A 24,068-nucleotide genomic window follows, 5' to 3' on the forward strand; every position below is an offset into this window, starting at 1 on the left:
TCTTACATTTACTATAAGAAAAATAAGAAAAAGAAACGAGTGATTTTCCTTACAAAACGTTTTGTTATCTTACAGTTTTGTCATTTTTCTCATCAATGCATGATATTCTTCATCTTTTGCAAATTGGAATGTGAATGTCGTTCCTTCTCCTTCAGCCGATTGAACATACATTCCATGATGTAAATTATCGCAAATTTCCTTCGTAATATATAAACCCATTCCAGTCGCTTCTCTCGTTTTACGGCCGTTTATTCCCGTAAAGAATGGATCAAATATGCGCTTTACATCTTGCTCTGGAATACCGATTCCATTGTCCTTAATATGTAGTAACACCTTTTGATCTTTCTCTTCAATTTGAAATTGAATTTCTTTTTTCTCTGCTTCTGCAATTTTTGTATACTTAATTGCATTTACAACAATTTGGCTCATGGCGATACTAAGCCACTTTCTATCAGACGCAATCATACAAGCTTCTTCTTCAACCATCAGTTTCGGAAATACAGACGATTGAATGAACGACTTTCGATTTTCATTAATAATATCTCGAATGACATCTATAACATTTACTACTTCTACTTTATAATCCTTCGCAAACTGATCTAATCTTGCCATATGTAACGCTAAATCTAAGCCATTTAAAATACGGTTATTTTCTTCACGAATACTTTCAATCGTTCCCCTTGCCTCACGATGTTCCTTACCATATTTCTGTAACAATAATTCAATAACCGATACTGGTGTTTTCATTTGATGAATCCATTGGTTCATAAATATCATTTGCTGTTGCTCTTTCGCATGCTGTTTATGAACTTCATTCATATATTGCTGCCTTAATAGCGTAAACGATTCGACGACCATCTCTTGTTCTGACGTATAAGAAGTATCGATAAGTAAGGAGTCATGTAATGTATTTCCGCCAGTAACATACTTTTCGATCCTCTTTAAAAACACACTCCGTTTTCGGTAATCGTAAATGAGGTATACAGTAAACACAACTGTCCCTAATAAAAGTCCGTATAACCACGTGCTCCAATCAATGGATTTCTTTTCTAAAAGACTTTGCAACTGCAAAACGAGCCCAAATAAACAAAGGCTAACAATATAAGAAAGAATTAAAGAAAAGCGGTCCATGAGGTAATTTTTAACCTTCATGCCCTTCGCCCCACTCTGTAAGAAGCGCATAACCATATCCACGTTTCGTTACAATTGCATTTTTAATGCCTAACTCCTCTAGTTTCTTCCTTACACGTTTTACATTTACGGTTAATGTATTATCATCAACAAAGGCTACTTCATCCCACAGGGCCTCTAATAGTTCTTCGCGCGTTACGTATTGATTCGCCTGTTTCATTAAACACTCTAATAAGTAAAATTCATTTTTTGTCAGTTCTGTTTGTTGCCCTTGCCACTCAACAACGTGTTGAGAAGGGAATAACAACAGTCCATTTACACCTAAACAATCACTCTCAGCAGCAGCAGCATACTCACCATACCCACGGCGAAGTGCACTTTTCACCTTTGCCATTACAATATCTAAGTGGAATGGCTTCGTAATGTAATCATCTCCACCATTTTCAATCGCCATTACTTGATCCATTTCCCCTGTTCTTGCAGAAACAAAAATAATCGGCGCATTCGATACAGTGCGGATTTGACGACACCAATAGAAACCATCAAAGTACGGTAAATTAATATCGAGTAACACTAGATGTGGATTTATTTTTACGAACTCATCTTTTATATGACGTAAATCACTTACTCTAAATGATTGATAGCCATACCTTTCTAAATGCTCCTCTAATATTCCCGCGATTTTCTCATCGTCTTCTACAATTAATATTTTATACATGTTCTCTTTCTCCCCATAAATATTCTTCTAAAATTACTTCTTTTTCTATTATAAATTGAAAATTTGATTAGTGGAGATTTTTTCCTATAAGAATCAGACTTTTACGATATAAAGTGAAACTTTAATCAGTGGGGCTTTTGTTCCTCCCTCACTGATTATTAGCCCACACCAATTGGGTGTTTACGGGCAGTAAGGCTCCCCCTTAACTTCTTTGCTCCAGCTGAATTTTGAGGTGGAAGTTTTACTGCCCACAAATAGCGGGATAAAAAAAAGACTGCCATATTTCGGCAGTCTTAATCGATAAATTCAAATTGATATTCAAGAATTTTTACAATATCTCCGTCTACTGCACCACGTGCACGAAGAGCTTCATCAATACCCATTCCACGCATTTGACGAGCAAATCGGCGTACAGATTCATCACGTGAGAAGTCTGTCATTTTGAATGTTTTCTCAATATCATAACCAGAAATAACAAATGTGCCATCACTTTCGCGTGTAATTTCAAAATTAGATTCAGATTCAAATTTGTACATTACACTTGCTTCAGATTCTTCTACATCATCGTACATTGGGAATTCTGGTGTTGTTTCTAATAAGTTCGCTACTTCAAATAGTAAGTCACGAACACCTTGTTTCGTTACAGCTGAGATTGGGAAAATTTTCACTTCGTCTCCCAATTTTTCTTTAAATGCTTGTAAGTTTTCTTCTGCACCTGGCATATCCATTTTGTTTGCAACAACAACTTGTGGACGCTCAGTTAAACGCATATTGTATTCTTTTAGTTCACTATTGATTGTTACATAATCTTCATATGGCTCACGGCCTTCTAAACCAGACATATCGATAACGTGCACGATTACACGTGTACGCTCAATATGACGTAAGAATTGGTGTCCAAGTCCGACGCCGGCATGTGCGCCTTCAATTAGTCCAGGAAGGTCAGCCATAACGAAGCTGCGGTTATCACCAGTTTCAACAACACCAAGATTTGGAACGATTGTTGTAAAGTGATACTCTGCAATTTTCGGACGCGCTGATGATACAACAGATAATAATGTAGATTTACCTACACTCGGGAATCCAACAAGTCCAACATCTGCTAGTACTTTAAGTTCTAGCGTGACATCACGTTCTTGACCTGGTTCCCCGTTCTCAGCGATTTCTGGCGCTGGGTTCGTCGGTGTTGCGAAACGTGAGTTACCACGGCCACCGCGGCCACCTTTTGCGATTACAGCTGTTTGTTCATGCGTTACTAAATCGGCAAGAATTTCACCTGTTTTTTCATCTTTTACTATTGTTCCCGGTGGAACCTTTACGATTAAATCTTCAGATTTACGACCGTGCTGACCTTTACTCATTCCGTGCTGACCACGATCAGCTTTGAAATGACGTTGGTAGCGGAAGTCCATTAATGTACGTAAGCCTTCCTCAACAACGAAAACAACATCTGCACCTTTACCACCGTCGCCACCTGCTGGGCCACCTTTAGGTACATACTTCTCACGACGATACGCAACCATTCCGTTACCACCGTCGCCGCCTTTTACATATATCTTGACCTGATCTACAAACATTATTTCACCACACTTTTTTCGATTGGTTGTAATATAACTGAGACTTCTTCGTCTCGTACTGTATAAGAAATGGAATACCATTTATTGTTTTGGTTCGCAAGCCAATTCTGTAGTTCTTCTACACTCGTTAGCTTACCACGAAAATCAAAAAAGAAACGAGCATTCTCCGCGTCACATTCAATTGTGATACAAACATAATTTTCAACATATACGTCTAAACTATGCTGAAGCATTGAGAAAAATTGATTCGTCCATGTACATACAGTCTCATCTAAGTGAGATAAGTTATGTAATTTCCCTAATACTTCGTACTCCAATAAGCACGGCTGCTGTTTCCAATTATATGTTAAAATCCACTCTGAAAATAAAGGCATTGATAGCCCTATCAGATTGGATTCTTGTCTCGCTTCTTGGACAAAACGATCGATGAGCCTATGAATCTCTTCCACTTTTCCAAGGGAAAGGTTTCCTTTAACCATCTGCATACGATTGAGCCAATCATGTCTTGAATGGCGCAACGCATCTATAATTGTCCATTTTTCATTCATTTAGATACCCCTTAATATAGAAAAACTCTAACCTGCACTCAGGTTAGAGTTTTCCGTGAGTTCTTATGCTTCTTGAGCAACAGGATATACGCTCACTTGTTTGCGGTCACGGCCAAGACGCTCAAAGCGTACTACGCCGTCAACTTTCGCGTATAAAGTGTCATCGCCACCACGACCAACGTTAACACCTGGATAAATTTTTGTACCGCGTTGACGGTAAAGAATTGAACCACCTGAAACCGTTTGACCATCTGCGCGTTTAGCACCAAGACGTTTTGACTGAGAGTCACGACCGTTCTTTGTACTACCTACACCTTTCTTAGATGCGAAAAACTGAAGATCTAATCTTAACATACGTTACACCTCCTGCACTTTTTCTATTAAACGGATATACTTTCCGTAATCAAGTTCGATCGTCTTTAGCGAAACAACCAATCCTTCTAAAAGCGTTTGTGCTTTTTCTGCTGCATGAACGTCTAAATCATTAGGCAATTCATACGTTAAGAATCCGCCATCACTTCCGAGTTCAATAGTTGCCTGCACATTACAAAGTTCTTCCACTGCATTTATAGAACCAAACACAACCGCTGTAGTTCCAGCACAGACAAGGTCTTGTCCATGTGGCGCATAATCGGCATGTCCAGTCATTTTAAATGATTGGATACTTCCTAATTTCGTGCGACTTATCGTAATTTTAATCATGTTAACCTGAATTAAGCGTTGATAGCTTCAACAACTAGCTTAGTGTAAGGTTGACGATGACCTTGTTTCTTACGATTGTTCTTTTTCGCTTTGTATTTGAAAACGATGATTTTCTTAGCGCGACCTTGTTTTTCAACTTTAGCAGTCACTGTTGCGCCTTCTACAACTGGGCTACCAACTTTAACGTTTTCGCCACCAACGAAAAGAACTTTGTCAAAAGTAACAGTTTCACCAGCTTCAACATCTAATTTTTCAATGTAGATTGCTTGACCAGCTTCAACTTTAATTTGTTTTCCACCTGTTTCGATAATTGCGTACATACTTGCACCTCCTCTTAATTACTAAGACTCGCCAAAAACGAGGTAGACATACATGTCTTTAGGGAACCTGTTTTGTGCGGTTGTAGCATATAGCCGTTTAGGTGCTATAAACTATAACATAAAGATGTTATCATGAATCATAGACTATTGTCAATAAATGTTCTGCTAACTATTTTTTCCGTTCTACAATTTCTTTCTTACTTCCAAATCGGATAATAGCGTACTTTTCGATAATATCATCTTTGAAATAAATTTCAAATGGAAGATTTTTTTGTAATTCTTTTTGTAGAAAATGCTTTTGCAAAATTTTCGGTGCAGCGATTAATACTGCTTCATCTTCTATATTGCCATATGTAATTAATTCTCTCTCTAACTCATACGCAATTGTTTCATAAGACATGACATATCCCGTCGCTTTACATGGTACACATTCTTCTAATAATACGTCACGTAACGAATGTTTCTTACGTTTACGCGTCATCTCTAAAATTCCTAATTCCGTAAATCCGAGTACTCTCGTATATGTACGATCATCTTGTAAAGCTAACATTAAACTCTCTCTTACCTTCTCTTTATCTTCTCGTCTTTTCATATTAATAAAATCAATTAATATCATACCGCCAATATCACGCAGTCTTAATTGACGAGCAATCTCTTCAGCAGCCGCTTCATTTGTGCGAAGTACAGTATCTTGTAAATTTTGTTTTCCAGTAAATTTGCCTGTATTCACATCAATTACAGTCATCGTCTCCATTTGTTCTACAATTAGATACGCACCATTTGGTAGCCACACAATTTTTTGAAGTGCTTTCTCGATTTCACGATCTATTCCAAAATGGTTAAACATCGAAGATTTTTCATTGTAAAAGGATACTCTTTCTTCCCCTACTTTTTCTTCTAATTCTTTTACTACACTTCTCGTATCTGCAACTACTTTTTCAATCGTTTCAATTGGGTTCTCCTGAAATACACGATCTAAAAACGTCGCTGGTCGATGAAGTAGTAACGGCGCCTTTCCTTGCTCTTCTCTTCTTTTTAATTCTTCATATAACTGCTGCAACCCTTGCATTTCAGCTTGTATTTCATCAATTGTTCCTTTTTCAGAAGCAGAGCGGAAAATGTATCCACCCATTCCTTTCACTTCAACTCCGAGCAACTGTTGTCTTCTTTTGTTATTTTTTATTTTCCGAGAAATAGCGCGCATTTCATCATACGGCATGTAAACAACATATTTTCCGGTAAATTCTATATTCGCTGTTAACTTAGGACCTTTCGTATCAATTGCTTCTTTCACAACTTGTACAAGTATCGCCTGTCCTTCATGTATGCGATATGAAGATGGTACATCATCATATGAAAGATATGCATGTTTTTCTAATCCGATATTTACAAAGGCTGCGTTCATTCCAGCAATTGTTCTTACGATACGCCCAACATAAATATGCCCGACAATCTCCTGCTCTTCATTCCTTTTCCATAAAAGCTCGACAATTTTTTGTTTCTCTTCTATCGCAACACGCTTTTCCGAACCAGTGTAGTTTATATATAACGTCTTCAAAATTTTTTCCTCACTTTTCACTTCTTTTCCTTACAATATAAAAGGTTAGTGTCGTCGTCAACACTAACCAATTAATTCTTCAACAGACGAAGTTGTTCGTTTTTCAGCAAAATACGCATAGAGCAATTCATTTTCGTCCAATGTGTAATGCTCTTTATATTTTCCATGGACGATAATAGAGTGTTTATATCCTCTACGAAATTTTGTAAAAATCGTATACAAGCGATCTTCTGTTTTCACCTCAATAGGTGCAATCTTTTCAATATCTCTTTTATTCCCATAATAACGTTCTAATAAAAAACGCATAAATGCGTACCTTCTTTGTTTCCATTCTTGATACAAAGAAATCGCTAGAAAAACGAGTAATACCCACATCATAATGTTATTACTATTCCAAAGTAACTGCCATCCTAATATTACACTAAAAAAAACACATGACAATTTCATCATCTTTTCATGTGCTTGTAAATACGGAAAACGATATGATAATACATTAAATAATACTTTTCCGCCATCAAGTGGCCAAATAGGCAATAAATTAAATCCTAAGATAATGACATTATTCCATACAAAGAAATGGTACAAATCATCAGTTACCCAGCCCGCTTGATACAAAATATAGGCGACTGCAATCATCCATATATGCTGAATTGGTCCCGCCATAACGACAATCAATTCTTCTTTTAATGATTTATTCCCATGTTCCTCCATCTCAGCTACGCCACCAAACGGCAAAAGCTGAATTTGTTTAATACGCCAATTATAATATGCAGCTGCAAAAGCATGCCCCAATTCATGAACTAAAACGATACAAAATAGTAATAGTAACTCTTTAAAACGCGCTGTAAAAATACCAATAACGATAATAACCCAAAACAATGGATGCACCGTAATTTTCGTTAAAACATCTCTATATTTAATCAAATGAAATCACCTGAATAGGATCAATAAATTTTTCATTCTTTTTCATCGCGAAATAAAATTTACCGTTTTTATTATTTTCGTCACTATTCACCGTTCCGATTTTTTGTTTTTTTGAAACGTAATCATATAATTTTACTGACATATCGTTTAAATTTCCATACCAAGACTCCGTGCCATCAGCGTGTTGAATTTGAACTGTATTTCCAAGTTCCTCTTTCTTGCCCGCAAAAACAACTACACCTTCATTTACTGACTCAACCGTTGCATTTGTAGCCGTTTGAACAAATACACCTTGGCCATTTTTTTGAAACCCTTGCATCACCTTTCCAGAGGCAGGAATCGCATAATCCTTTTGCTGAATAGTCTTTTCTTTTTTCTCATTTGGAGAAAAGAAAACGAGAGGTTTTCCAAACTGCTTTTCATACCATTTCGATATAGTAGCAAATTGAAATTCTTCTTGCATAACTTTTTCTGTGACAGCTCTAGTACCATCAAAAGAAGAAGGTGCATTTTTAAATAAAATAGCAACTGAGAGAACTAATATTGCTGATAGCAAAACTTTGAAGAGAAAAACTTCTTTTCGAAATAGAGGGTGAATTTCCTTCTCTCCTTCTTCAATAAATACCGTGTCACTATCAAAGTCCCCTCCAGCAAAATACTGATCTTCCTCCATCCTTTCTTGCTCTGCTTTCCTTTTCGCAATCCGCTTTTTAATTTCTTCCACACGTCTATTCTTCATACTGTCTCCTTTCTTTAGTGAGCCTTATTCAAATAGAAACAGTTATATACAGTTTGTACATATGTATGAGTTATGGAAGAAAGATATTCATGCGAAGAAAAAAAGAAAGCACTCCGCATATATGCGAAGTGCTTTTAACGAATCCCAAAGAAATTTTTCATCTTTGTAAATACCGATACTTTTTCTTGTTCAAATGCTTGTAATGGCACATTCTCACCTAACAAACGTCTTGCAATATTGCGATAAGCTAGTGCTGCTTTTCCGCTCGGTTGCAACGCTACAGGTTCGCCTGTATTCGTAGCACGAATAACTTCATCATCATCTTCGACAACACCAAGAAGCTCGATTGACAATGTACGTACGATTTCATCAACATCTAACATATCCTGTTCATGAAGCATATGACTACGCACACGGTTAATGACAAGTTTCGGCGGTTCAATATCCTCTTTCTCTAAAAGCCCGATAATACGATCTGCATCACGCATTGAGGATACCTCTGGCGTCGTTACTACGATTGCTTTATCCGCACCTGCTACAGCATTTTTAAATCCCTGCTCAATCCCCGCAGGACAATCAATTAATATGTAATCATAATCTTGACGTAATACTTGTATTAATTCATCCATTTGTTCAGGTGTTACCGCCGATTTATCGCTCGTTTGTGCTGCAGGTAATAAATAAAGATCATCAAAACGCTTATCTTTAATAAGAGCCTGAGGTAAACGACAACGCCCTTCAACGACATCAACAAGATCAAATACAATACGATTTTCCAGCCCCATTACTACGTCTAAATTGCGTAAACCGATATCTGTATCAATTAAACACACTTTCTTTCCAGATAACGCAAGGGCTGTACCAATGTTCGCAGACGTTGTAGTTTTACCTACGCCGCCTTTTCCAGATGTAATTACTATTGCCTCTCCCACAGCTATACAATTCCCCTTTCTAACTTTGTTAAATTAGGTCTAAGATGAGTGAGAAGTTGCAGGCGATCGACAACAATGTGATTGTTCTCATTAATATACGCACATTCGGCCGCCTCCGCTCCGTCCTCTTTCTCTTCCGGAGCCCGCATTGTCACATCACTAATTCGGAGTTGCATAGGGTTCATAATAGATGCAGCAATAACAGCTTCTGAATCTCCATCATACCCCGCATGTGCAATCCCTCTTAGTGATCCCACGACAAAAATATTCCCCCCAGCGATAACCGTTCCGCCTGGATTAACATCTCCAATTAATAATAAATTTCCTTTTACATGTAACACTTGTCCAGAGCGAACAATTTTGGAAATAGGGACAATTTCTGTTTCTTCTTTCCAAGCTATTGCTTCTGCTTTTGTTATAACATCACTATCAATTGATTCCACAACAAGATTCTTCTTATTGCGAATTAACGTACGAATCTCTTCTTGTTGTACTTCTGTTAAATAACGATTTCCTACTTTAACACGCACTTCAATCAAAGAACGTCCGTCACCATCATAGTAATGTGTAGAAAGCTTTTCATCCAATTCTTTTAATAGTTCAGAGAATGAACAGCAATCATCTAAATGAAGTGTTATTCCATCTTTTGTCCCTTTTATCGTTACATTTTGTTGCTTTTTTTCTTCCACTAAAGTTCACCCCACCGATTCAATTCGACATAAAATTAGAAAATCCTTTTTTCTTTTTCTTCCATCGCTTTTGAAAGACGCACTAAATATCGTCTCAGTGGGAAACAAACTATCAATAAGAAAATTCCATTTAGCAATAAAGTAGCAAGGAGACGATCGGTGAAAAAGACATACGCCGACATGTGAGTACGCCCTAACAAAGTTAAAAATCCATACACATAATACTCTAATGCTGCAATACTAGCTAATACGATAGAAACAACAATAAATAAATTCAATTGCAATATCTTCATCGTACTATAAACTAAATATGCCAAAATTGGATAGGCAAATATATATATACCAACAAGTTCTGTGTATACGGTATCAAATAAGAAACCAAATAATAGTCCGTAGTAAATCCCTTGAACCGGACCATAGTACACTGTAATAAAACATAACACAATTATAAAGAAATGCGGTGCTGCTATACTGTCTTTCCAAAAAACGTCTGTTGGAACAACAGTAGAGAACATATTTTCAAATAAAAAAACAAAAAGGAGCAAAAGAGGAAGAGCTGCTCTTTTTAAAATCTTCATCATCTCTTCTTCCCCTCCTATTCTAACGGCGCCGAAGGCGTGTCACGTTTGACAACCGTAATATGCTCTACGTCATTTAAATCAGCAGCAGGTTTTACATAAGCTGTTTTTGTTAAACCGTATGGATCAGGCTGAACATCAACGATTTTCCCAATTACAAGACCTTTCGGGAAAATATCACCAAGTCCAGATGTTACAACTAGTTGATCTTTCTCTACCTTAGCATCAGAGCCAATCTTTGTAAAAAGAAGTAAGTGCTTTTCTTTATCGTAACCTTCAATCAATCCAAAGATTTTCTCATCACCTTGTACAATAGCAGAAACACGATTTGTTCGGCTCATAGAGCTTAGTAACTCTACTGATGATGTAAACTGAGATACACTTTTCACTCGTCCAACTAAACCTTGTGAAGTTACTACAGCCATATCCTTTTTAATTCCTTGCTGTGCCCCTTTATCAATTCCAATTAAATCGTACCATTTATCTGGATTACGAGAAACAACAGTAGCTGGAATTTCAGTATAACCGCTATTTAACGCTGTTTTACCAGTTAACTCTTGTAATTTCTTTTTATCATCTTCTAATTGTTTTACTTTTCCTGATAGGTCTGCATAATTATCTAATTTTGCTTTTAATTCTTTATTCTCTTCATACGTGCGCTTTACATCTTCTACGTTTTCGAAGAATCCGGCAACATAATTCGCTGGCTTTTGGAATACACGTTCTACAACACCAACAGTATCTTTTATAAACTGCTCTGGCCATGTTAAACTGTTCCGTTCTTTCAATGAGATTCCAATCAATGCCACGAGAAGAATAATACTAACTAACAAAACAATTAATCTTTTGTTTAAGAAAAACTGTGGCACGTTCACACCCTCTTAATTTCATTGATTTTTATTTTGCAATATTATCGAGCAGCAGTTTTGAAAAGGTCGATATTGTCTAATGCTTTACCCGTTCCAATTGCTACGCAATCTAATGGATTTTCTGCAACAAGAACTGGCATATTTGTTTCTTCACTAATAACTTTATCTAAGTTACGTAGTAATGCCCCGCCACCTGTTAATACGATACCACGGTCCATAATATCTGCCGCTAATTCAGGTGGAGTTTTCTCTAACGTATTTTTAACTGATTCTACAATCGCATCTACTGTATCTTTTAATGCATCTGCAATTTCTTCTGGTTGAATTAGTACTGTTTTTGGTAAACCACTTACTAAATCACGACCGCGAATTTCCATAGGTTCAATACCTTCTGGCTCGCCTGCAGAACCGATTTCTAATTTTAATGCTTCTGCTGTTCTTTCACCGATCATTAAGTTATAGCTCTTCTTAATGTATTGAATGATTGAATCATCCATATCATCACCAGCAACACGAACTGATTGGCTTGTTACAATACCGCCTAAAGAAATAATTGCAACTTCTGTTGTACCACCACCGATATCAACAACCATACTACCAGTTGGTTCCCAAACAGGTAAGTTCGCACCAATCGCTGCTGCAAATGGCTCTTCAATTGGATATGCATCACGAGCACCAGCTTGACGAGTTGCATCGATTACTGCACGTCTTTCTACAGCTGTAATACCAGATGGTACACATACCATTACGTATGGTTTACGTGAGAAGAATCCATTTGATTTTTGAGCTTGTTGAATGTAATATTTCATCATTGTTGCTGTTGTTTCGTAATCAGCAATTACACCGTCTTTCATAGGGCGAAGTGCCACTACGTTTCCTGGTGTACGACCAATCATTTGTTTTGCATCGCTACCTACTGCAACGATTTGTTTTGTATCAGTTTGTAATGCTACTACTGAAGGCTCACGTAAAACTACACCTTTTCCTTTCACATATACAAGCGTGTTCGCAGTTCCTAAATCTATTCCAAGATCGCGAGTAAAGCCACCAAATCCAAACATATTATTTATCTTCCTTTCTTGTTTTCACGGACTCATTTTTTCTTACTTTATATGATAAAAACAGTACGTTTTTTTATATCTGTATCCTTTTTGCAGATAATTTTCTACAAAAAACTCATAAATCACATTATAAAACAAAATAAGTAAAAAGCATAGTCTTAAATATGACCTTTTTCCTTTAAACTCACGAATTTATGGTCACCTATTATAATATGATCAAGTACTTCAATTCCGATAATCTGGCCGCATTCTACTAAACGTTTTGTTACTTCAATATCTTCTCGGCTCGGCGCCGGATCTCCTGAGGGATGGTTATGAAGACATATTATAGAGGCTGCTGCACGACGGAATGCTTCTTTAAAAACTTCCCTCGGATGCACAATCGACGTATTTAAACTTCCAATAAAAATCGTTTGCCTATGTATAACTTGATTTTTCGTATTCAAATATAAACACACAAAATGCTCCTGCTGTAAAAAACGCATCTCTTCCATCATATAACTCGCACAATCTTCCGGGCTTCGAATGCTATATCTATTTCGATATTCTAAACGAACCATTCTTCTCCCTAATTCAAAAGCAGCCATAAGTTGCGATGCTTTTACGATTCCAACACCATGAATGCTTATTAGCTCTTCTAACGTCGCGTCTTTCAACATTCGTAAACCATCAAAATGGTGTAAAATTTTATCTGATAACGTTAAAACTGTATCTTCTTTAGAACCTGTTCTGAGTAATACTGCAAGAAGCTCTCGATTCGATAAACTTCCTGCTCCTTCTAATAATAAACGCTCCCGTGGCTGTTCCTCTTTCACAACATCACGAATACCGTTCATTTCTTCACCTCTTTTTTATTAGTTCTCTCAAAGAAAACCCCATGCAATTTTACGCATGGGTTACATCGCTACCAAACTGTTTTAATTCACGAACAAGACGTGCAATTGGCAAGCCTACTACACTATAATAATCCCCTTGAATGTGTTGAACAAAAATAGATCCTTTCCCTTGGATCCCATAACTTCCTGCTTTATCAAGTGGTTCCTTCGATGCAACATATGCGTCAATTTCCTCTTCTGTTAATTCCCAAAATGTAACTTCTGTACGCTCGTAAAAAGTGATTGTTTTGTCTTTTGATATAATCGCAACACCAGTATATACTTCATGTGTTTTCCCTGATAATAATCGTAACATTTCTTTCGCCTCAGCCTCATTAGACGGCTTTCCAAGAATACGTGACTCATATGTAACAATTGTATCTGCACCTAACACAATATCATCACTATAATTTTCTGCTACGGCAGATGCTTTTTGTAAAGCAAGCGACATAACAATATCAGAAGGTGATGAATATGCACCAATCGTCTCATCTACTTCACTAACAACAACTTCAAATGGCACATCAGCCAATTCAAGCAGCTCCTTCCTCCGAGGTGATCCTGAAGCTAAAATAATTTTTTTCATGTTTTCTCCTTCCTTTCTCATATGAAGCAGAACAATCCCTATCAATCGTATCAAAAGAATAGTTTCCCCACAAATTAGAAAAATATCATTTTCTCTAAACAAAATAATATTTTTTTAATACGATTATACTCTGCTCACAAAGAAAGCATTTTGCTCTAAATTCAAAAGAAAAGAAAGAAGTGTACGTACTTCTTTCTCCTTCATCTCATTATCTTATTATTTTACTTTTTGTGAAACCATTTTTTCGTACGAAAGTAACCCATCAATAATAACTTGATTTAATTTAGCTACAGATTCCTTATCGCTCTTTCCTTCCTTAATCGTTTGCATAGCCACAGATATATACGTATAAAGCTTCTTCGCATCTTCACGCTTCATACTTTTCCCTTCCTTTTCAATCGCTTTCCATTCTTTTTCAATCGCTCCTATATCTGTTGCATTACTTTTTCCACTAACTTGTACGCTGGAAGCATATTTTGCTAAATGAGTATATAATGGCTGTACTTTTGTTAAAAACGCCCCTATTTCTTTATCATCTTTAAGTAACACTTTATCTGTTATATCCCAGTTCTTTTTCAAAACGGAGACACCCTCGTTTTTATACTGAGTCATTAATTGATTTACGGCCTGTTCATCGCTCGCAATCCCAACGACTAATGCATACTTATCACCGCTCGGTTTCAAAGCTGCAACGCCCCCATTACCTTTCCATTCTTCAAGAGCGGCCTGTCCCTTTTCTTCAGAAGAATAAATCCCTCCTTGAACAAAAAATAAATTCATCGGATCTAATGACGTTCCTACCTGTGCTTTTTTGTTTCCCTCTTTTGGTGCTGGTGTTTGTTCTGCCGTTCCACCCACCTTTGATTCTTCATTCGAAGTCTGCTTCGAGGTTGTTACTTCGCTTCCTCCTGTCGCACCTTGTCCAGTGACATGAAGCATTCCCATTCCCAACGCCGTACCAATAATAATCGCAGTTGCAACGATTGCAATTAACGTATTGCTCCACTTCTTTCGTTTTTTTTCCGTAGACATTAATTTCGCTTTTTGAAACGGAACAACGTTTTTGGGTCTTTCACTTTCTACTACCATCCATTCAAACTCATCTTTCTTCTTTTCTTCATACTTCGCTTCTGTTCCATTTACTTTCACTGAGATCGTTCGTGATTGCTTGTCCATACACTCACACCTCACCTCTTATCGTTGTCCGCATCATATCATATTCATTTCACAAAAAAACGAGATATTTGTCAGAGGAATTCGCCAAATTACCCTATATAATTATCTTATATGTATGCATTTGACTTCATTTGTAGAACAAAAAACTAGATAGCAAATACTATCTAGTTTTTTTCGCAAATATATTTTCGAACTTCAGAAATGAAATATAGAGAACCAGTTATGATGAAGACATCATTTTTTCCTATCATTTCAATCTTCTTATCAATTGCCTCTTTCCAATCTTCAAAAATTAATTTTGATTCTTTTTGCGAATACGATGCAAGTTTGTCAGCAGAAATGGCACGATCAAAGGCAAATGTCGTAAATATTATTTCATCAGCAACTTCTTCTAATTGCCCTACCATGTTATGTAACTGTTTGTCACCAAGAGCAGTAAATAAAACTATTACATTTTTATCTTTGTAATGCGCCTCTACTGTTTTCACAAGACTTTCAATACCCTCTGGATTATGAGCACCGTCTATTATAATATCTGGATTACTTTGTAACTTTTCAAATCGACCAATCCAGTATGCTTCTTGTAATCCAGCTTTCATTTCCTCTTCATTAATTAAAAATGATAAATATGTTTTTAAATACATTACTGCCATAAGCGCTACTGTAGCATTGCCTACTTGATGAATACCCTTCATTGAAATCCGAACATCTTTAAATGAGGCGAATGGACAAGCAAAATCAAAATGTTCCCCATCTTCATTAGAATGTTTATGTAGTGATGTAAATTGTTTTTCAAGTTCATATACGTTTGCATGATTTTCCTTCGCAACCTTTTGAATGACTTGCAATGCTTCTTCATCTTGTACACCAGTAATTACTGGAACACCTGACTTAATAATCCCTGCCTTTTCATATGCAATTTCTCCTAGTGTATCCCCTAAAATATGCATATGATCGTGACCGATATTCGTAATAATCGTGAGAACAGGATGAATAACATTTGTAGAATCAAACCTTCCCCCAAGCCCTGTTTCAAATAAAACAACATCACAGAAATTAACTTTACCGAAATAACAAATTGCCATAACAGTAATAATTTCAAACTCAGTTGCTTCTCCTAAATCCGTCTCGTCTAATTTTTCAACGACTGGCTTTACCATCTTTACAAGTTCCGCAATCTCTTCATCTGCAATTGGCGTTCCGTTCACACTAATACGCTCATTAAATGTTTCAATGTAAGGAGAGGTAAATGTTCCAACCTTATATTTTGCGTCTTCTAGCATGTAGCGCATATACGTTAAAGTTGAACCTTTTCCATTTGTACCAGCAAGATGAACACATTTTATATGACGCTCTGGATTTCCGAGCTCTTCTAACATCCATTGCATTCTTTCTAGTCCTGGTTTTATCCCAAATTTCAATCGGCTATGAATCCATCCTATCGCTTCTTCATATGTATGTATCACGTATGTTATTCCCCTTTCAAAAGACAACCTTCATACTTCTATTATACGCAAAGAAAAGAGACTCACCAATATAGTGAGTCTCTGAAAAAATATTTTATTTCTCAAGATCCGCTAGACGTTGACGAACTGCTTCACGTTTTTCTAGGTAATCTTGCTCTTTCGCACGCTCTCCGTCAATAACTTCTGCAGGAGCTTTCGCTACGAATCCTTGGTTTGAAAGTTTCTTCTGTACACGTTCTACTTCTTTATCGAACTTCTCAAGTTCTTTTTCAAGACGCGCTTTCTCTTCATCAAGATTGATAAGATCAGCTAATGGTAAGAATAACTCTGCACCTGATACGATTGCAGTCATCGCTTTTTCTGGCGCTTGTAAATCAATCTTAATTGTTAGTTCACTTGGGTTACAGAAACGCTCAATGTAAGAACTGTTTTTCGTAAGCTGAGCTAGTACTGCCTCATCTTTTGCTTTAATTTGCATTTGAACTTTTTTGCTCATTGGCGTATTTACTTCAGCACGAATGTTACGAACAGAGCGAATGATATCAACTAGAAGGTGCATTTCTGCTGCCGCCTCTTTATCTTGTAAATCTTCGCGAACTGTTGGCCATGCCGCTACTGTAATAGACTCGCCTTCATGCGGTAAATGCTGCCAGATTTTCTCTGTTACGAATGGCATGAATGGGTGTAATAGACGCATTGTTTGGTCTAATACGTAAGCTAAAATAGACCGAGTTGTTTTCTTAGCTACTTCATCTTCACCGTATAGTGGAAGTTTCGCCATCTCAATGTACCAGTCACAGAAATCATCCCAAATGAAGTTGTATAATGAACGACCAGCTTCACCGAACTCATATTTATCCATGTTACGTGTTACGCTTTCGATTGTTTCGTTTAAGCGAGTTAAAATCCACTTATCCGCAACTGATTTTTCACCAGTTAAATCGATTTCTTCATACTTCATGTCATCCATGTTCATTAATACGAAACGTGATGCGTTCCAAATTTTATTAATGAAGTTCCAAGTAGATTCTACTTTTTCCATGCTGAAACGTAAATCTTGGCCTGGTGCACTTCCTGTTGATAAGAAGTAGCGCATTGCATCTGCACCGTATTTCTCGATAACATCCATTGGATCAATACCGTTACCAAGAGATTTACTCATTTTACGTCCTTGCTCATCACGAACTAAACCGTGAATTAATACATCTTTGAATGGGCGCTCACCTGTAAACTCTAAACCTTGGAAAATCATACGAGATACCCAGAAGAAGATGATGTCATAACCAGTTACTAGTGCATCTGTTGAATAGTAACGTTTAAAGTCTGCTGAATCTTCATTTGGCCAACCAAGTGTTGAGAATGGCCATAATGCTGAACTGAACCATGTATCCAGTACATCGTTATCTTGATTCCAGTTTTCAATATCTGCTGGCGCTTCTGTACCTACGTATACTTCACCAGTTTCTTTATGATACCAAGCTGGAATGCGGTGTCCCCACCATAATTGACGAGAGATACACCAGTCATGAATGTTTTCCATCCAGCGTAAGTATGTGTTTTCAAAACGTTCTGGTACGAACGTTACTTTTTCTTCTTCTTTTTGTTGAAGTTCTACTGCTTTTTCAGCAAGTGGAGCCATTTTTACGAACCATTGTGTTGATAAGTAAGGCTCAACAACTGCACCACTACGCTCACTATGACCTACTGAATGCATATGAGGCTCAATTTCTACTAATACGCCAGCTTCTTGTAAATCTTTTACTAACGCTTTACGACATTCGAAACGATCCATGCCGTTATACTTACCAGCTTTTTCGTTCATCGATCCATCTTCATTCATTACTAAAATACGTGGTAAGTCATGACGGTTACCTACTTCAAAGTCATTCGGGTCATGAGCTGGTGTAATTTTTACAACGCCTGTTCCGAAGTCTTTTTCTACGTACTCATCAGCAATAATCGGAATCTCACGGCCTACGATTGGAAGTGTAACTGTTTTACCGATTAAGTGTTTGTAACGATCATCTTCTGGATGAACTGCTACTGCTGTATCACCAAGCATTGTTTCTGGACGAGTAGTTGCAAGACGAATGTGACCAGAACCATCTGTTAACGGATAGTTCATATGGTAGAATGCACCTTGAACTTCTTTATGAATTACTTCAATATCAGAAAGAGCTGTGCGTGTTGCTGGATCCCAGTTGATAATATATTCACCACGGTAAATTAAGCCTTTTTCGTATAATTGAACGAATACTTTATTAACCGCATCAGATAAACCTTTATCTAATGTGAAACGTTCACGAGAATAGTCTAGTCCTAAACCAACTTTTCCCCATTGTTGACGAATGTGAGAAGCGTACTCTTCTTTCCACTCCCAAGCTTTTTCAAGGAATTTCTCACGACCAAGATCGTAACGTGAAATACCTTCTTCACGAAGTTTCCCTTCTACTTTCGCTTGTGTTGCGATACCAGCATGGTCCATTCCTGGAAGCCACAGTACATCGTAACCTTGCATACGCTTCGTACGAGTTAAAATATCTTGAAGAGTTGTATCCCAAGCGTGACCTAAGTGTAACTTACCAGTTACGTTCGGAGGTGGAATTACAATTGTATACGGTTGTTTCTTCTCGTCTCCTGTTGCTTCGAAATATTTTCCTTCAAGCCACCATTGGTAAAGGCCTTCTTCAACGGACATATGATCATATTTAGTTGGTAAATTCTTTTCCGTGTTTGACATTATTTTCCCTCCTTAAAATAAAAAATGTCCCTCATCCAAAAAAGGACGAGGGACATCGCGGTACCACCTTTATTTACAAACAAATTCAGAATTTGCTTATACTCTTAATTTGATAACGGACAAATCCGTCTTTTCCTAATGAGAACTATTCCGTTCAGAAAAGATGCTCCAGGGCTACCTTCTAACATAACTATCTAGAGAATCTCCCAGCTAATGATTCTCCTCTCTGAAGACGTTTCATGTCATACTCTTCCCCTTCAATGCATTTATATGATTGTTAATTATTATATACAATAGTGTAAAAAACGAAACCTTATTCGTCAAGATAAATTTGAAACTACGGCTTTTATCTCTTTATGGAACTAATAAAAAAGATAAGCAGGGTTCTCCCTACTTATCTTCTTCATCCGTTCCCTTGCTGGGCAGCTTGTAATTGCGAAAGGAAATATTCTGTATTGCTAACGAGCCAATGCGATTGCTGCAAACTTTTCACCCCGCGGAGCTCATTTTCTTCATTACGACTCTTTCTTCTTTTCGTATACGACTGAATTTGCCGAATAAAATGCGACGGATACGTCATATATGCAAACATAAGAAGCTGCTCCTCTTTCGTAAACGGGAAATTTTTTTGATACATTTGATACCATTCAAAGCGGTCACTCCGTGCAATTGGATATGTGTTTAAAGACCGAGAATAAAAACCTACTATATCTTGCACGGGCGTTGCAAACTGCGATTTTTCTAAACTAATAAAATAGCCGTTTCGCTCATAATCAAATAAAAAATGATTAAGCGATACATTCCCATGAATGAAAGTAGTACGTGTTGTTTCCTTTTCTTTCATCGCATCATGCCATTCATTTAATTGCTTTGTTGCGAACTCGCGAGCTCTCATAACATGGTGATAATACGTACAATATTGTAATTCAAACGGAGACATATACCACTTCGCTTCAGATTCTACAAGAAACTCTTCTAACATCTCACCATCATTTTCCCAACGGTCGGATATATTTGTATAATGTTTTTCTAATTCTTCTTCTGTATACGTCTCCTCTTTCACCGTTTTTTGATGCAACGTTCCGAGCGTCTGAAACATTTTGTGATATTGATCGTTATCCTCACCGTTTCCTTCCGCACGCTCTAACCAAGGCATTAAATAATAACTATATGTCCCATCACTTAAGACATAATTTCCGTCCGTCGCATGATAAATAGGTACATAATTCGAAAAACCTTTCTCTTTCAAATATTGAATGTGATGCAAAAAATTATTCCGCTCTAATTTTCTATCTTGTATTTTCTTTAACGCATACGGACCTTGATTCGTATAAATTTTCATTACACTTCCGTGCTCTTCCATATGCTGCGTATCCAATCTATATTGCCTAACAATGGGTTCATAGCGATTTCGTAATTCAATATCCATACGAATGACCCTTTCTTATTCAAAACATAACTTTTAGGAAAAGAAAAGAGGTGAGTGAAAAAAAACACTCACTTATTTCGCCTTTGCTTTTGAAACAGGAATATATATAATTTGCCCTGTAGTTAAATATATATCTTCTGATTGATTTACACGATATAAATTTTGCACAGACGTTTCATAACGTTCTGCAACAGATTCGATTGTATCCCCTTCTTGCACAAAATACATTCTTAACTTTGTAAATTCTTCTTCCGGTTCTTTCGTAAATATTTTTGTTAAATAAAGCGCATTTTCATCTCGCTGTGAGTACGCTTCTTCTTCTTGTTCCTCCTGCTTTTTCGCTTTTTCTTTCTTGAAATCTTTTCGTCCGAACAATTCAAATTGTGGAGTTGCTTCTTTCTCCTCTTCACGCTCCACAAATTCATGTTCTTCTATTTCCTCTTCCTCTAATTTCTGCTCTTTTCTTTCTTCTAGTTGGAACGGTTCAAATGCGTAATCTTCCCACTCATCCGATTCCTTATAGACTGGTTCTTCTACATGCGTTGCAGGTCTATTTTCATCCTCTTCAGCTGGCTCATCTTCTAACTCAGCATACACCGTTTCTTCCTCTTCATCCTCGATTCTTTCTTCATCACATAAACCTGTAATAGATATATCCGCTAACAATTGTAAGCAACCATTTTCCTTTAATTCATAATCAAATTCCTCGATTGATACATATAATTCTTCAATGACTTTCACTCGATTTCTTGGAATTGATATTTCAAGCGGAAAGGAATGGACAAGCTCATTAACCCCATCTTCCCTTGTTTCTACATAATCAATTGCCTTTGCTGGTGATAGCTCTCTTAATGAATAAGCTGAATCATCTTGCCTTACAACATACTCTCCCGTTAAATCTAACTGCCCTCTCACGATAACTTCATGATCAAGCTCTTCTATCTCAACGTCTGGATCTAACGAAATTGACAAAAGTTCTTCGACTTCCTGTCCTTTTTGGAACCAAACAGATTCTTTTAATGAAAATCGTAATGAATGATCTGTTGTCACTTCTTTTCCCCCTCCCAAACTATATGTCATTACAGATTTATGTATGGAAAGCCTACTTTATGAATAAAAAAAATCGCTCCCCTTATGGAGAGCGATTTTCTTTATTAAATTAAGCTTTTAATTTTGACATTGCAATTTCAGCCGCTACAATCGTCGCTTCAATATCTGCATCACTATGTGCTGTCGATAAGAATAAACCTTCGAATTGAGATGGTGGTAAGAATACACCTTGTTCTACCATTTCACGATAGTAAGCCGCAAAGAATTCTAAGTTTGAAGATTTTGCTGCATCGTAATTAATAACCTGCTCAGCTGTGAAGAAAATACCAATCATAGAACCAGCACGGTTAATATAATGCGGAATGCCATGTTTTTCAGCCGCTTTACGTAAGCCAGCTTCTAACATTTCAGCTTTACGCTCAAATTCTACATATGATTCTGGCGTTAATTGTACTAACGTTTCATAACCTGCTGCCATCGCAAGCGGGTTACCTGATAAAGTACCAGCTTGGTAAATCGGTCCGCTTGGCGCAACTTGGCGCATAATTTCTGCTTTACCACCGTATGCTCCTACTGGTAACCCACCACCGATTACTTTACCTAAACAAGTTAAATCAGGTGTTACACCGTAATAACCTTGTCCACAATTATAAGCAACTCGGAATCCTGTCATTACTTCATCAAAAATAAGCAATGAACCGTTTTGCTCTGTTACTTCACGAAGACCTTCTAAAAATCCAGGTTGTGGAGGAACAACACCCATATTGCCCGCTACTGGTTCTACAATTACACAAGCAATATCATCACCGAATTGTTCAAAAGCGTATTTCACACTTTCTAAATCATTATAAGCTACTGTAATCGTATTTTTCGCTACCCCTTCTGGTACACCAGGGCTATCTGGTAAACCTAGCGTCGCCACACCAGAGCCTGCTTTAATTAATAACGAATCGCCATGACCATGGTAACAACCAATGAATTTCAAAATTTTGTTACGGCCTGTATAACCACGAGCTAAACGTAGTGCACTCATTGTCGCTTCTGTTCCAGAGTTAACCATACGTACAATCTCAATTGATGGTACGCGCTCAATAACAAGTTTTGCTAATTTATTTTCAATTTCTGTTGGTGCACCGAAGCTTGTACCTCTTTCAGCAACAGCTTTTAAAGCTTCCACAACACGATCATTTGCATGGCCATGAATTAAAGGACCCCATGATAATACGTAATCGATGTATTCATTTCCATCGATATCATATACTTTAGAACCTTTTCCACGCTCCATAAACAACGGATTCATACCGACAGATTTAAAGGCACGAACAGGGCTATTTACGCCACCAGGCATTAAGTCTTGTGCCTCTTCAAACGCCGCAATCGACTTATCAAACTTTTTCATTATTTAGCGCCTCCTTCTTGTAACCATCTTGCTGCATCTTTTGCATGATACGTAATAATTAAATCTGCTCCTGCACGTTTCATGCTAATTAATTTTTCAAGTACAACTTCTTTTTCATTAATCCAACCATTTTGCGCCGCCGCTTTAATCATTGAATATTCACCGCTTACGTTATAAGCAACGACTGGTAAATTAAAGTTATTTTTCACATCACGAACGATATCTAAGTAAGAAAGAGCTGGCTTTACAATTAAGAAATCTGCCCCTTCCATTACATCTGATTCTGCTTCACGGAACGCTTCCATACGGTTCGCTGGGTCCATCTGATATGTTTTGCGATCACCAAATTGTGGTGCACCGTGCGCCGCATCACGGAATGGTCCGTAAAATGCTGATGAATATTTCACAGCGTACGACATAACTGGCACATGACCAAAACCATTTTCATCTAATGCATGGCGAATTGCTGTTACGAATCCGTCCATCATGTTTGATGGTGCAATAATGTCCGCTCCTGCTTTTGCTTGGCTTACAGCTGTTTTCGCAAGAACTGCAAGAGACTCGTCATTTAAAATAATACCATCTTCAATCACACCGCAATGACCATGGCTTGTGAATTGACATAAACATGTATCCGCAACTACTACTAGCTCAGGGAAATCACCTTTAATTTGCTTAATTGCACGTTGCACAATTCCATGGTCACAATATGCTGATGACCCAACTTCATCCTTTTCAGCAGGTAAACCAAATACAATAACAGAACGAATACCTAAGTCAACAACCTCTTGCATTTCAGCTTGCAATAAATCTAAAGACATTTGATATACGCCTGGCATAGAAGGAACTTCATTACGAACATTTTCACCTTCTAATACAAAAATAGGGTAAATAAAGTCTTCCGTATGTAAAAACGTTTCACGCACAAGCGCACGCAAATTACCGCTTTGTCTTAAGCGACGATGACGATTAAATTGTAAAGAATTCATAGATTTCTATCC

Annotated in this window: 24 protein-coding genes and 2 other annotated features; all 24 genes read right to left on the bottom strand. The window is 37.3% G+C overall.

The genetic code is table 11. From position 1 onward, the window contains the following. Positions 1-69: 69 nt before the first annotated feature. Complete coding sequence (locus tag ACP6L7_RS19050) at positions 70-1,152, bottom strand: HAMP domain-containing histidine kinase (RefSeq protein ID WP_097830568.1); 1,083 nt, start codon at positions 1,150-1,152, stop codon at positions 70-72. Next, positions 1,142-1,849, bottom strand: coding sequence for a response regulator transcription factor (locus ACP6L7_RS19055; RefSeq protein WP_098361859.1), 708 nt, complete (start codon positions 1,847-1,849; stop codon positions 1,142-1,144). Before ACP6L7_RS19055 ends, ACP6L7_RS19050 begins: the two co-directional genes overlap by 11 nt. A 293-nt stretch (positions 1,850-2,142) precedes the next feature. Further along, positions 2,143-3,426: a GTPase ObgE gene (obgE, locus tag ACP6L7_RS19060; protein ID WP_000497117.1), complete on the bottom strand. Its 1,284-nt coding sequence runs from the start codon at positions 3,424-3,426 to the stop codon at positions 2,143-2,145. Then, positions 3,426-3,974: a sporulation initiation phosphotransferase B gene (locus ACP6L7_RS19065; protein WP_097830566.1), complete on the bottom strand. Its 549-nt coding sequence runs from the start codon at positions 3,972-3,974 to the stop codon at positions 3,426-3,428. The genes obgE and ACP6L7_RS19065 overlap by 1 nt, the downstream gene beginning before the upstream one ends. Positions 3,975-4,037: 63 nt before the next feature. Further along, positions 4,038-4,328, bottom strand: a complete 291-nt coding sequence (gene rpmA, locus ACP6L7_RS19070; RefSeq protein WP_000944957.1) for a 50S ribosomal protein L27 — start codon at positions 4,326-4,328, stop codon at positions 4,038-4,040. Between the two features lie 3 nt (positions 4,329-4,331). Then, a complete protein-coding gene (locus ACP6L7_RS19075) occupies positions 4,332-4,676 on the bottom strand; it encodes a ribosomal-processing cysteine protease Prp (RefSeq protein ID WP_001973720.1) in 345 nt (114 codons plus the stop codon). Between the two features lie 11 nt (positions 4,677-4,687). Then, the gene (gene rplU, locus ACP6L7_RS19080; RefSeq protein ID WP_000270907.1) at positions 4,688-4,996 is read right to left on the bottom strand and encodes a 50S ribosomal protein L21; all 309 of its coding nucleotides are present in this window, start codon (positions 4,994-4,996) and stop codon (positions 4,688-4,690) included. A gap of 14 nt (positions 4,997-5,010) precedes the next feature. Beyond that, positions 5,011-5,088, bottom strand: a sequence feature (ribosomal protein L21 leader region). A 77-nt stretch (positions 5,089-5,165) separates the two neighbouring features. Beyond that, entirely contained in the window at positions 5,166-6,554 is a 1,389-nt protein-coding gene (locus tag ACP6L7_RS19085; RefSeq protein WP_097831043.1) for an Rne/Rng family ribonuclease, read from the bottom strand. Positions 6,555-6,617: 63 nt separating this feature from the next. Further along, positions 6,618-7,478 carry a M50 family metallopeptidase gene (locus ACP6L7_RS19090; RefSeq protein WP_097830565.1) on the bottom strand — a complete coding sequence of 287 codons (861 nt, stop codon included), beginning with the start codon at positions 7,476-7,478 and terminating at the stop codon, positions 6,618-6,620. Next, positions 7,471-8,217 carry a M23 family metallopeptidase gene (locus ACP6L7_RS19095; RefSeq protein ID WP_097830564.1) on the bottom strand — a complete coding sequence of 249 codons (747 nt, stop codon included), beginning with the start codon at positions 8,215-8,217 and terminating at the stop codon, positions 7,471-7,473. Before ACP6L7_RS19095 ends, ACP6L7_RS19090 begins: the two co-directional genes overlap by 8 nt. Before the next feature lie 134 nt (positions 8,218-8,351). Next, positions 8,352-9,149, bottom strand: a complete 798-nt coding sequence (gene minD, locus ACP6L7_RS19100; RefSeq protein ID WP_000503310.1) for a septum site-determining protein MinD — start codon at positions 9,147-9,149, stop codon at positions 8,352-8,354. A gap of 2 nt (positions 9,150-9,151) precedes the next feature. Then, positions 9,152-9,838: a septum site-determining protein MinC gene (gene minC / locus ACP6L7_RS19105; protein ID WP_000391519.1), complete on the bottom strand. Its 687-nt coding sequence runs from the start codon at positions 9,836-9,838 to the stop codon at positions 9,152-9,154. A gap of 35 nt (positions 9,839-9,873) precedes the next feature. Further along, positions 9,874-10,419, bottom strand: coding sequence for a rod shape-determining protein MreD (mreD, locus tag ACP6L7_RS19110; RefSeq protein WP_097830563.1), 546 nt, complete (start codon positions 10,417-10,419; stop codon positions 9,874-9,876). A 14-nt stretch (positions 10,420-10,433) separates the two neighbouring features. Then, positions 10,434-11,285 carry a rod shape-determining protein MreC gene (gene mreC, locus ACP6L7_RS19115; RefSeq protein ID WP_097830562.1) on the bottom strand — a complete coding sequence of 284 codons (852 nt, stop codon included), beginning with the start codon at positions 11,283-11,285 and terminating at the stop codon, positions 10,434-10,436. Between the two features lie 41 nt (positions 11,286-11,326). Next, positions 11,327-12,346, bottom strand: a complete 1,020-nt coding sequence (mreB, locus tag ACP6L7_RS19120; RefSeq protein WP_000466738.1) for a cell shape-determining protein MreB — start codon at positions 12,344-12,346, stop codon at positions 11,327-11,329. 158 nt (positions 12,347-12,504) lie between these two features. Next, positions 12,505-13,182 carry a DNA repair protein RadC gene (gene radC, locus ACP6L7_RS19125; RefSeq protein WP_097830561.1) on the bottom strand — a complete coding sequence of 226 codons (678 nt, stop codon included), beginning with the start codon at positions 13,180-13,182 and terminating at the stop codon, positions 12,505-12,507. 49 nt (positions 13,183-13,231) lie between these two features. Beyond that, positions 13,232-13,807, bottom strand: coding sequence for a Maf family protein (locus ACP6L7_RS19130; RefSeq protein ID WP_097830560.1), 576 nt, complete (start codon positions 13,805-13,807; stop codon positions 13,232-13,234). Between the two features lie 216 nt (positions 13,808-14,023). Further along, on the bottom strand, positions 14,024-14,983 hold the full coding sequence (locus ACP6L7_RS19135) for a stage II sporulation protein B (protein ID WP_097830559.1): 960 nt from the start codon (positions 14,981-14,983) through the stop codon (positions 14,024-14,026). A gap of 164 nt (positions 14,984-15,147) precedes the next feature. Next, entirely contained in the window at positions 15,148-16,449 is a 1,302-nt protein-coding gene (locus tag ACP6L7_RS19140) for a bifunctional folylpolyglutamate synthase/dihydrofolate synthase (RefSeq protein ID WP_097830558.1), read from the bottom strand. A gap of 94 nt (positions 16,450-16,543) precedes the next feature. Next, complete coding sequence (locus tag ACP6L7_RS19145) at positions 16,544-19,189, bottom strand: valine--tRNA ligase (protein WP_097830557.1); 2,646 nt, start codon at positions 19,187-19,189, stop codon at positions 16,544-16,546. A 38-nt stretch (positions 19,190-19,227) separates the two neighbouring features. Beyond that, positions 19,228-19,459 (bottom strand) — a binding site (T-box leader). 133 nt (positions 19,460-19,592) lie between these two features. After that, the gene (gene ysxE, locus ACP6L7_RS19150) at positions 19,593-20,618 is read right to left on the bottom strand and encodes a spore coat protein YsxE (protein ID WP_097830556.1); all 1,026 of its coding nucleotides are present in this window, start codon (positions 20,616-20,618) and stop codon (positions 19,593-19,595) included. Positions 20,619-20,690: 72 nt separating this feature from the next. Beyond that, complete coding sequence (gene spoVID / locus ACP6L7_RS19155) at positions 20,691-21,698, bottom strand: stage VI sporulation protein D (protein ID WP_141533496.1); 1,008 nt, start codon at positions 21,696-21,698, stop codon at positions 20,691-20,693. Positions 21,699-21,777: 79 nt separating this feature from the next. Next, the gene (gene hemL / locus ACP6L7_RS19160) at positions 21,778-23,067 is read right to left on the bottom strand and encodes a glutamate-1-semialdehyde 2,1-aminomutase (protein ID WP_097830554.1); all 1,290 of its coding nucleotides are present in this window, start codon (positions 23,065-23,067) and stop codon (positions 21,778-21,780) included. Further along, the gene (gene hemB, locus ACP6L7_RS19165) at positions 23,067-24,056 is read right to left on the bottom strand and encodes a porphobilinogen synthase (protein WP_097830553.1); all 990 of its coding nucleotides are present in this window, start codon (positions 24,054-24,056) and stop codon (positions 23,067-23,069) included. The genes hemL and hemB overlap by 1 nt, the downstream gene beginning before the upstream one ends. Positions 24,057-24,068: the final 12 nt, after the last annotated feature.

This window comes from Bacillus silvicola, from assembly GCF_050524305.1.
Classification (GTDB): Bacteria; Bacillota; Bacilli; order Bacillales; family Bacillaceae_G; genus Bacillus_A; species Bacillus_A cereus_AT.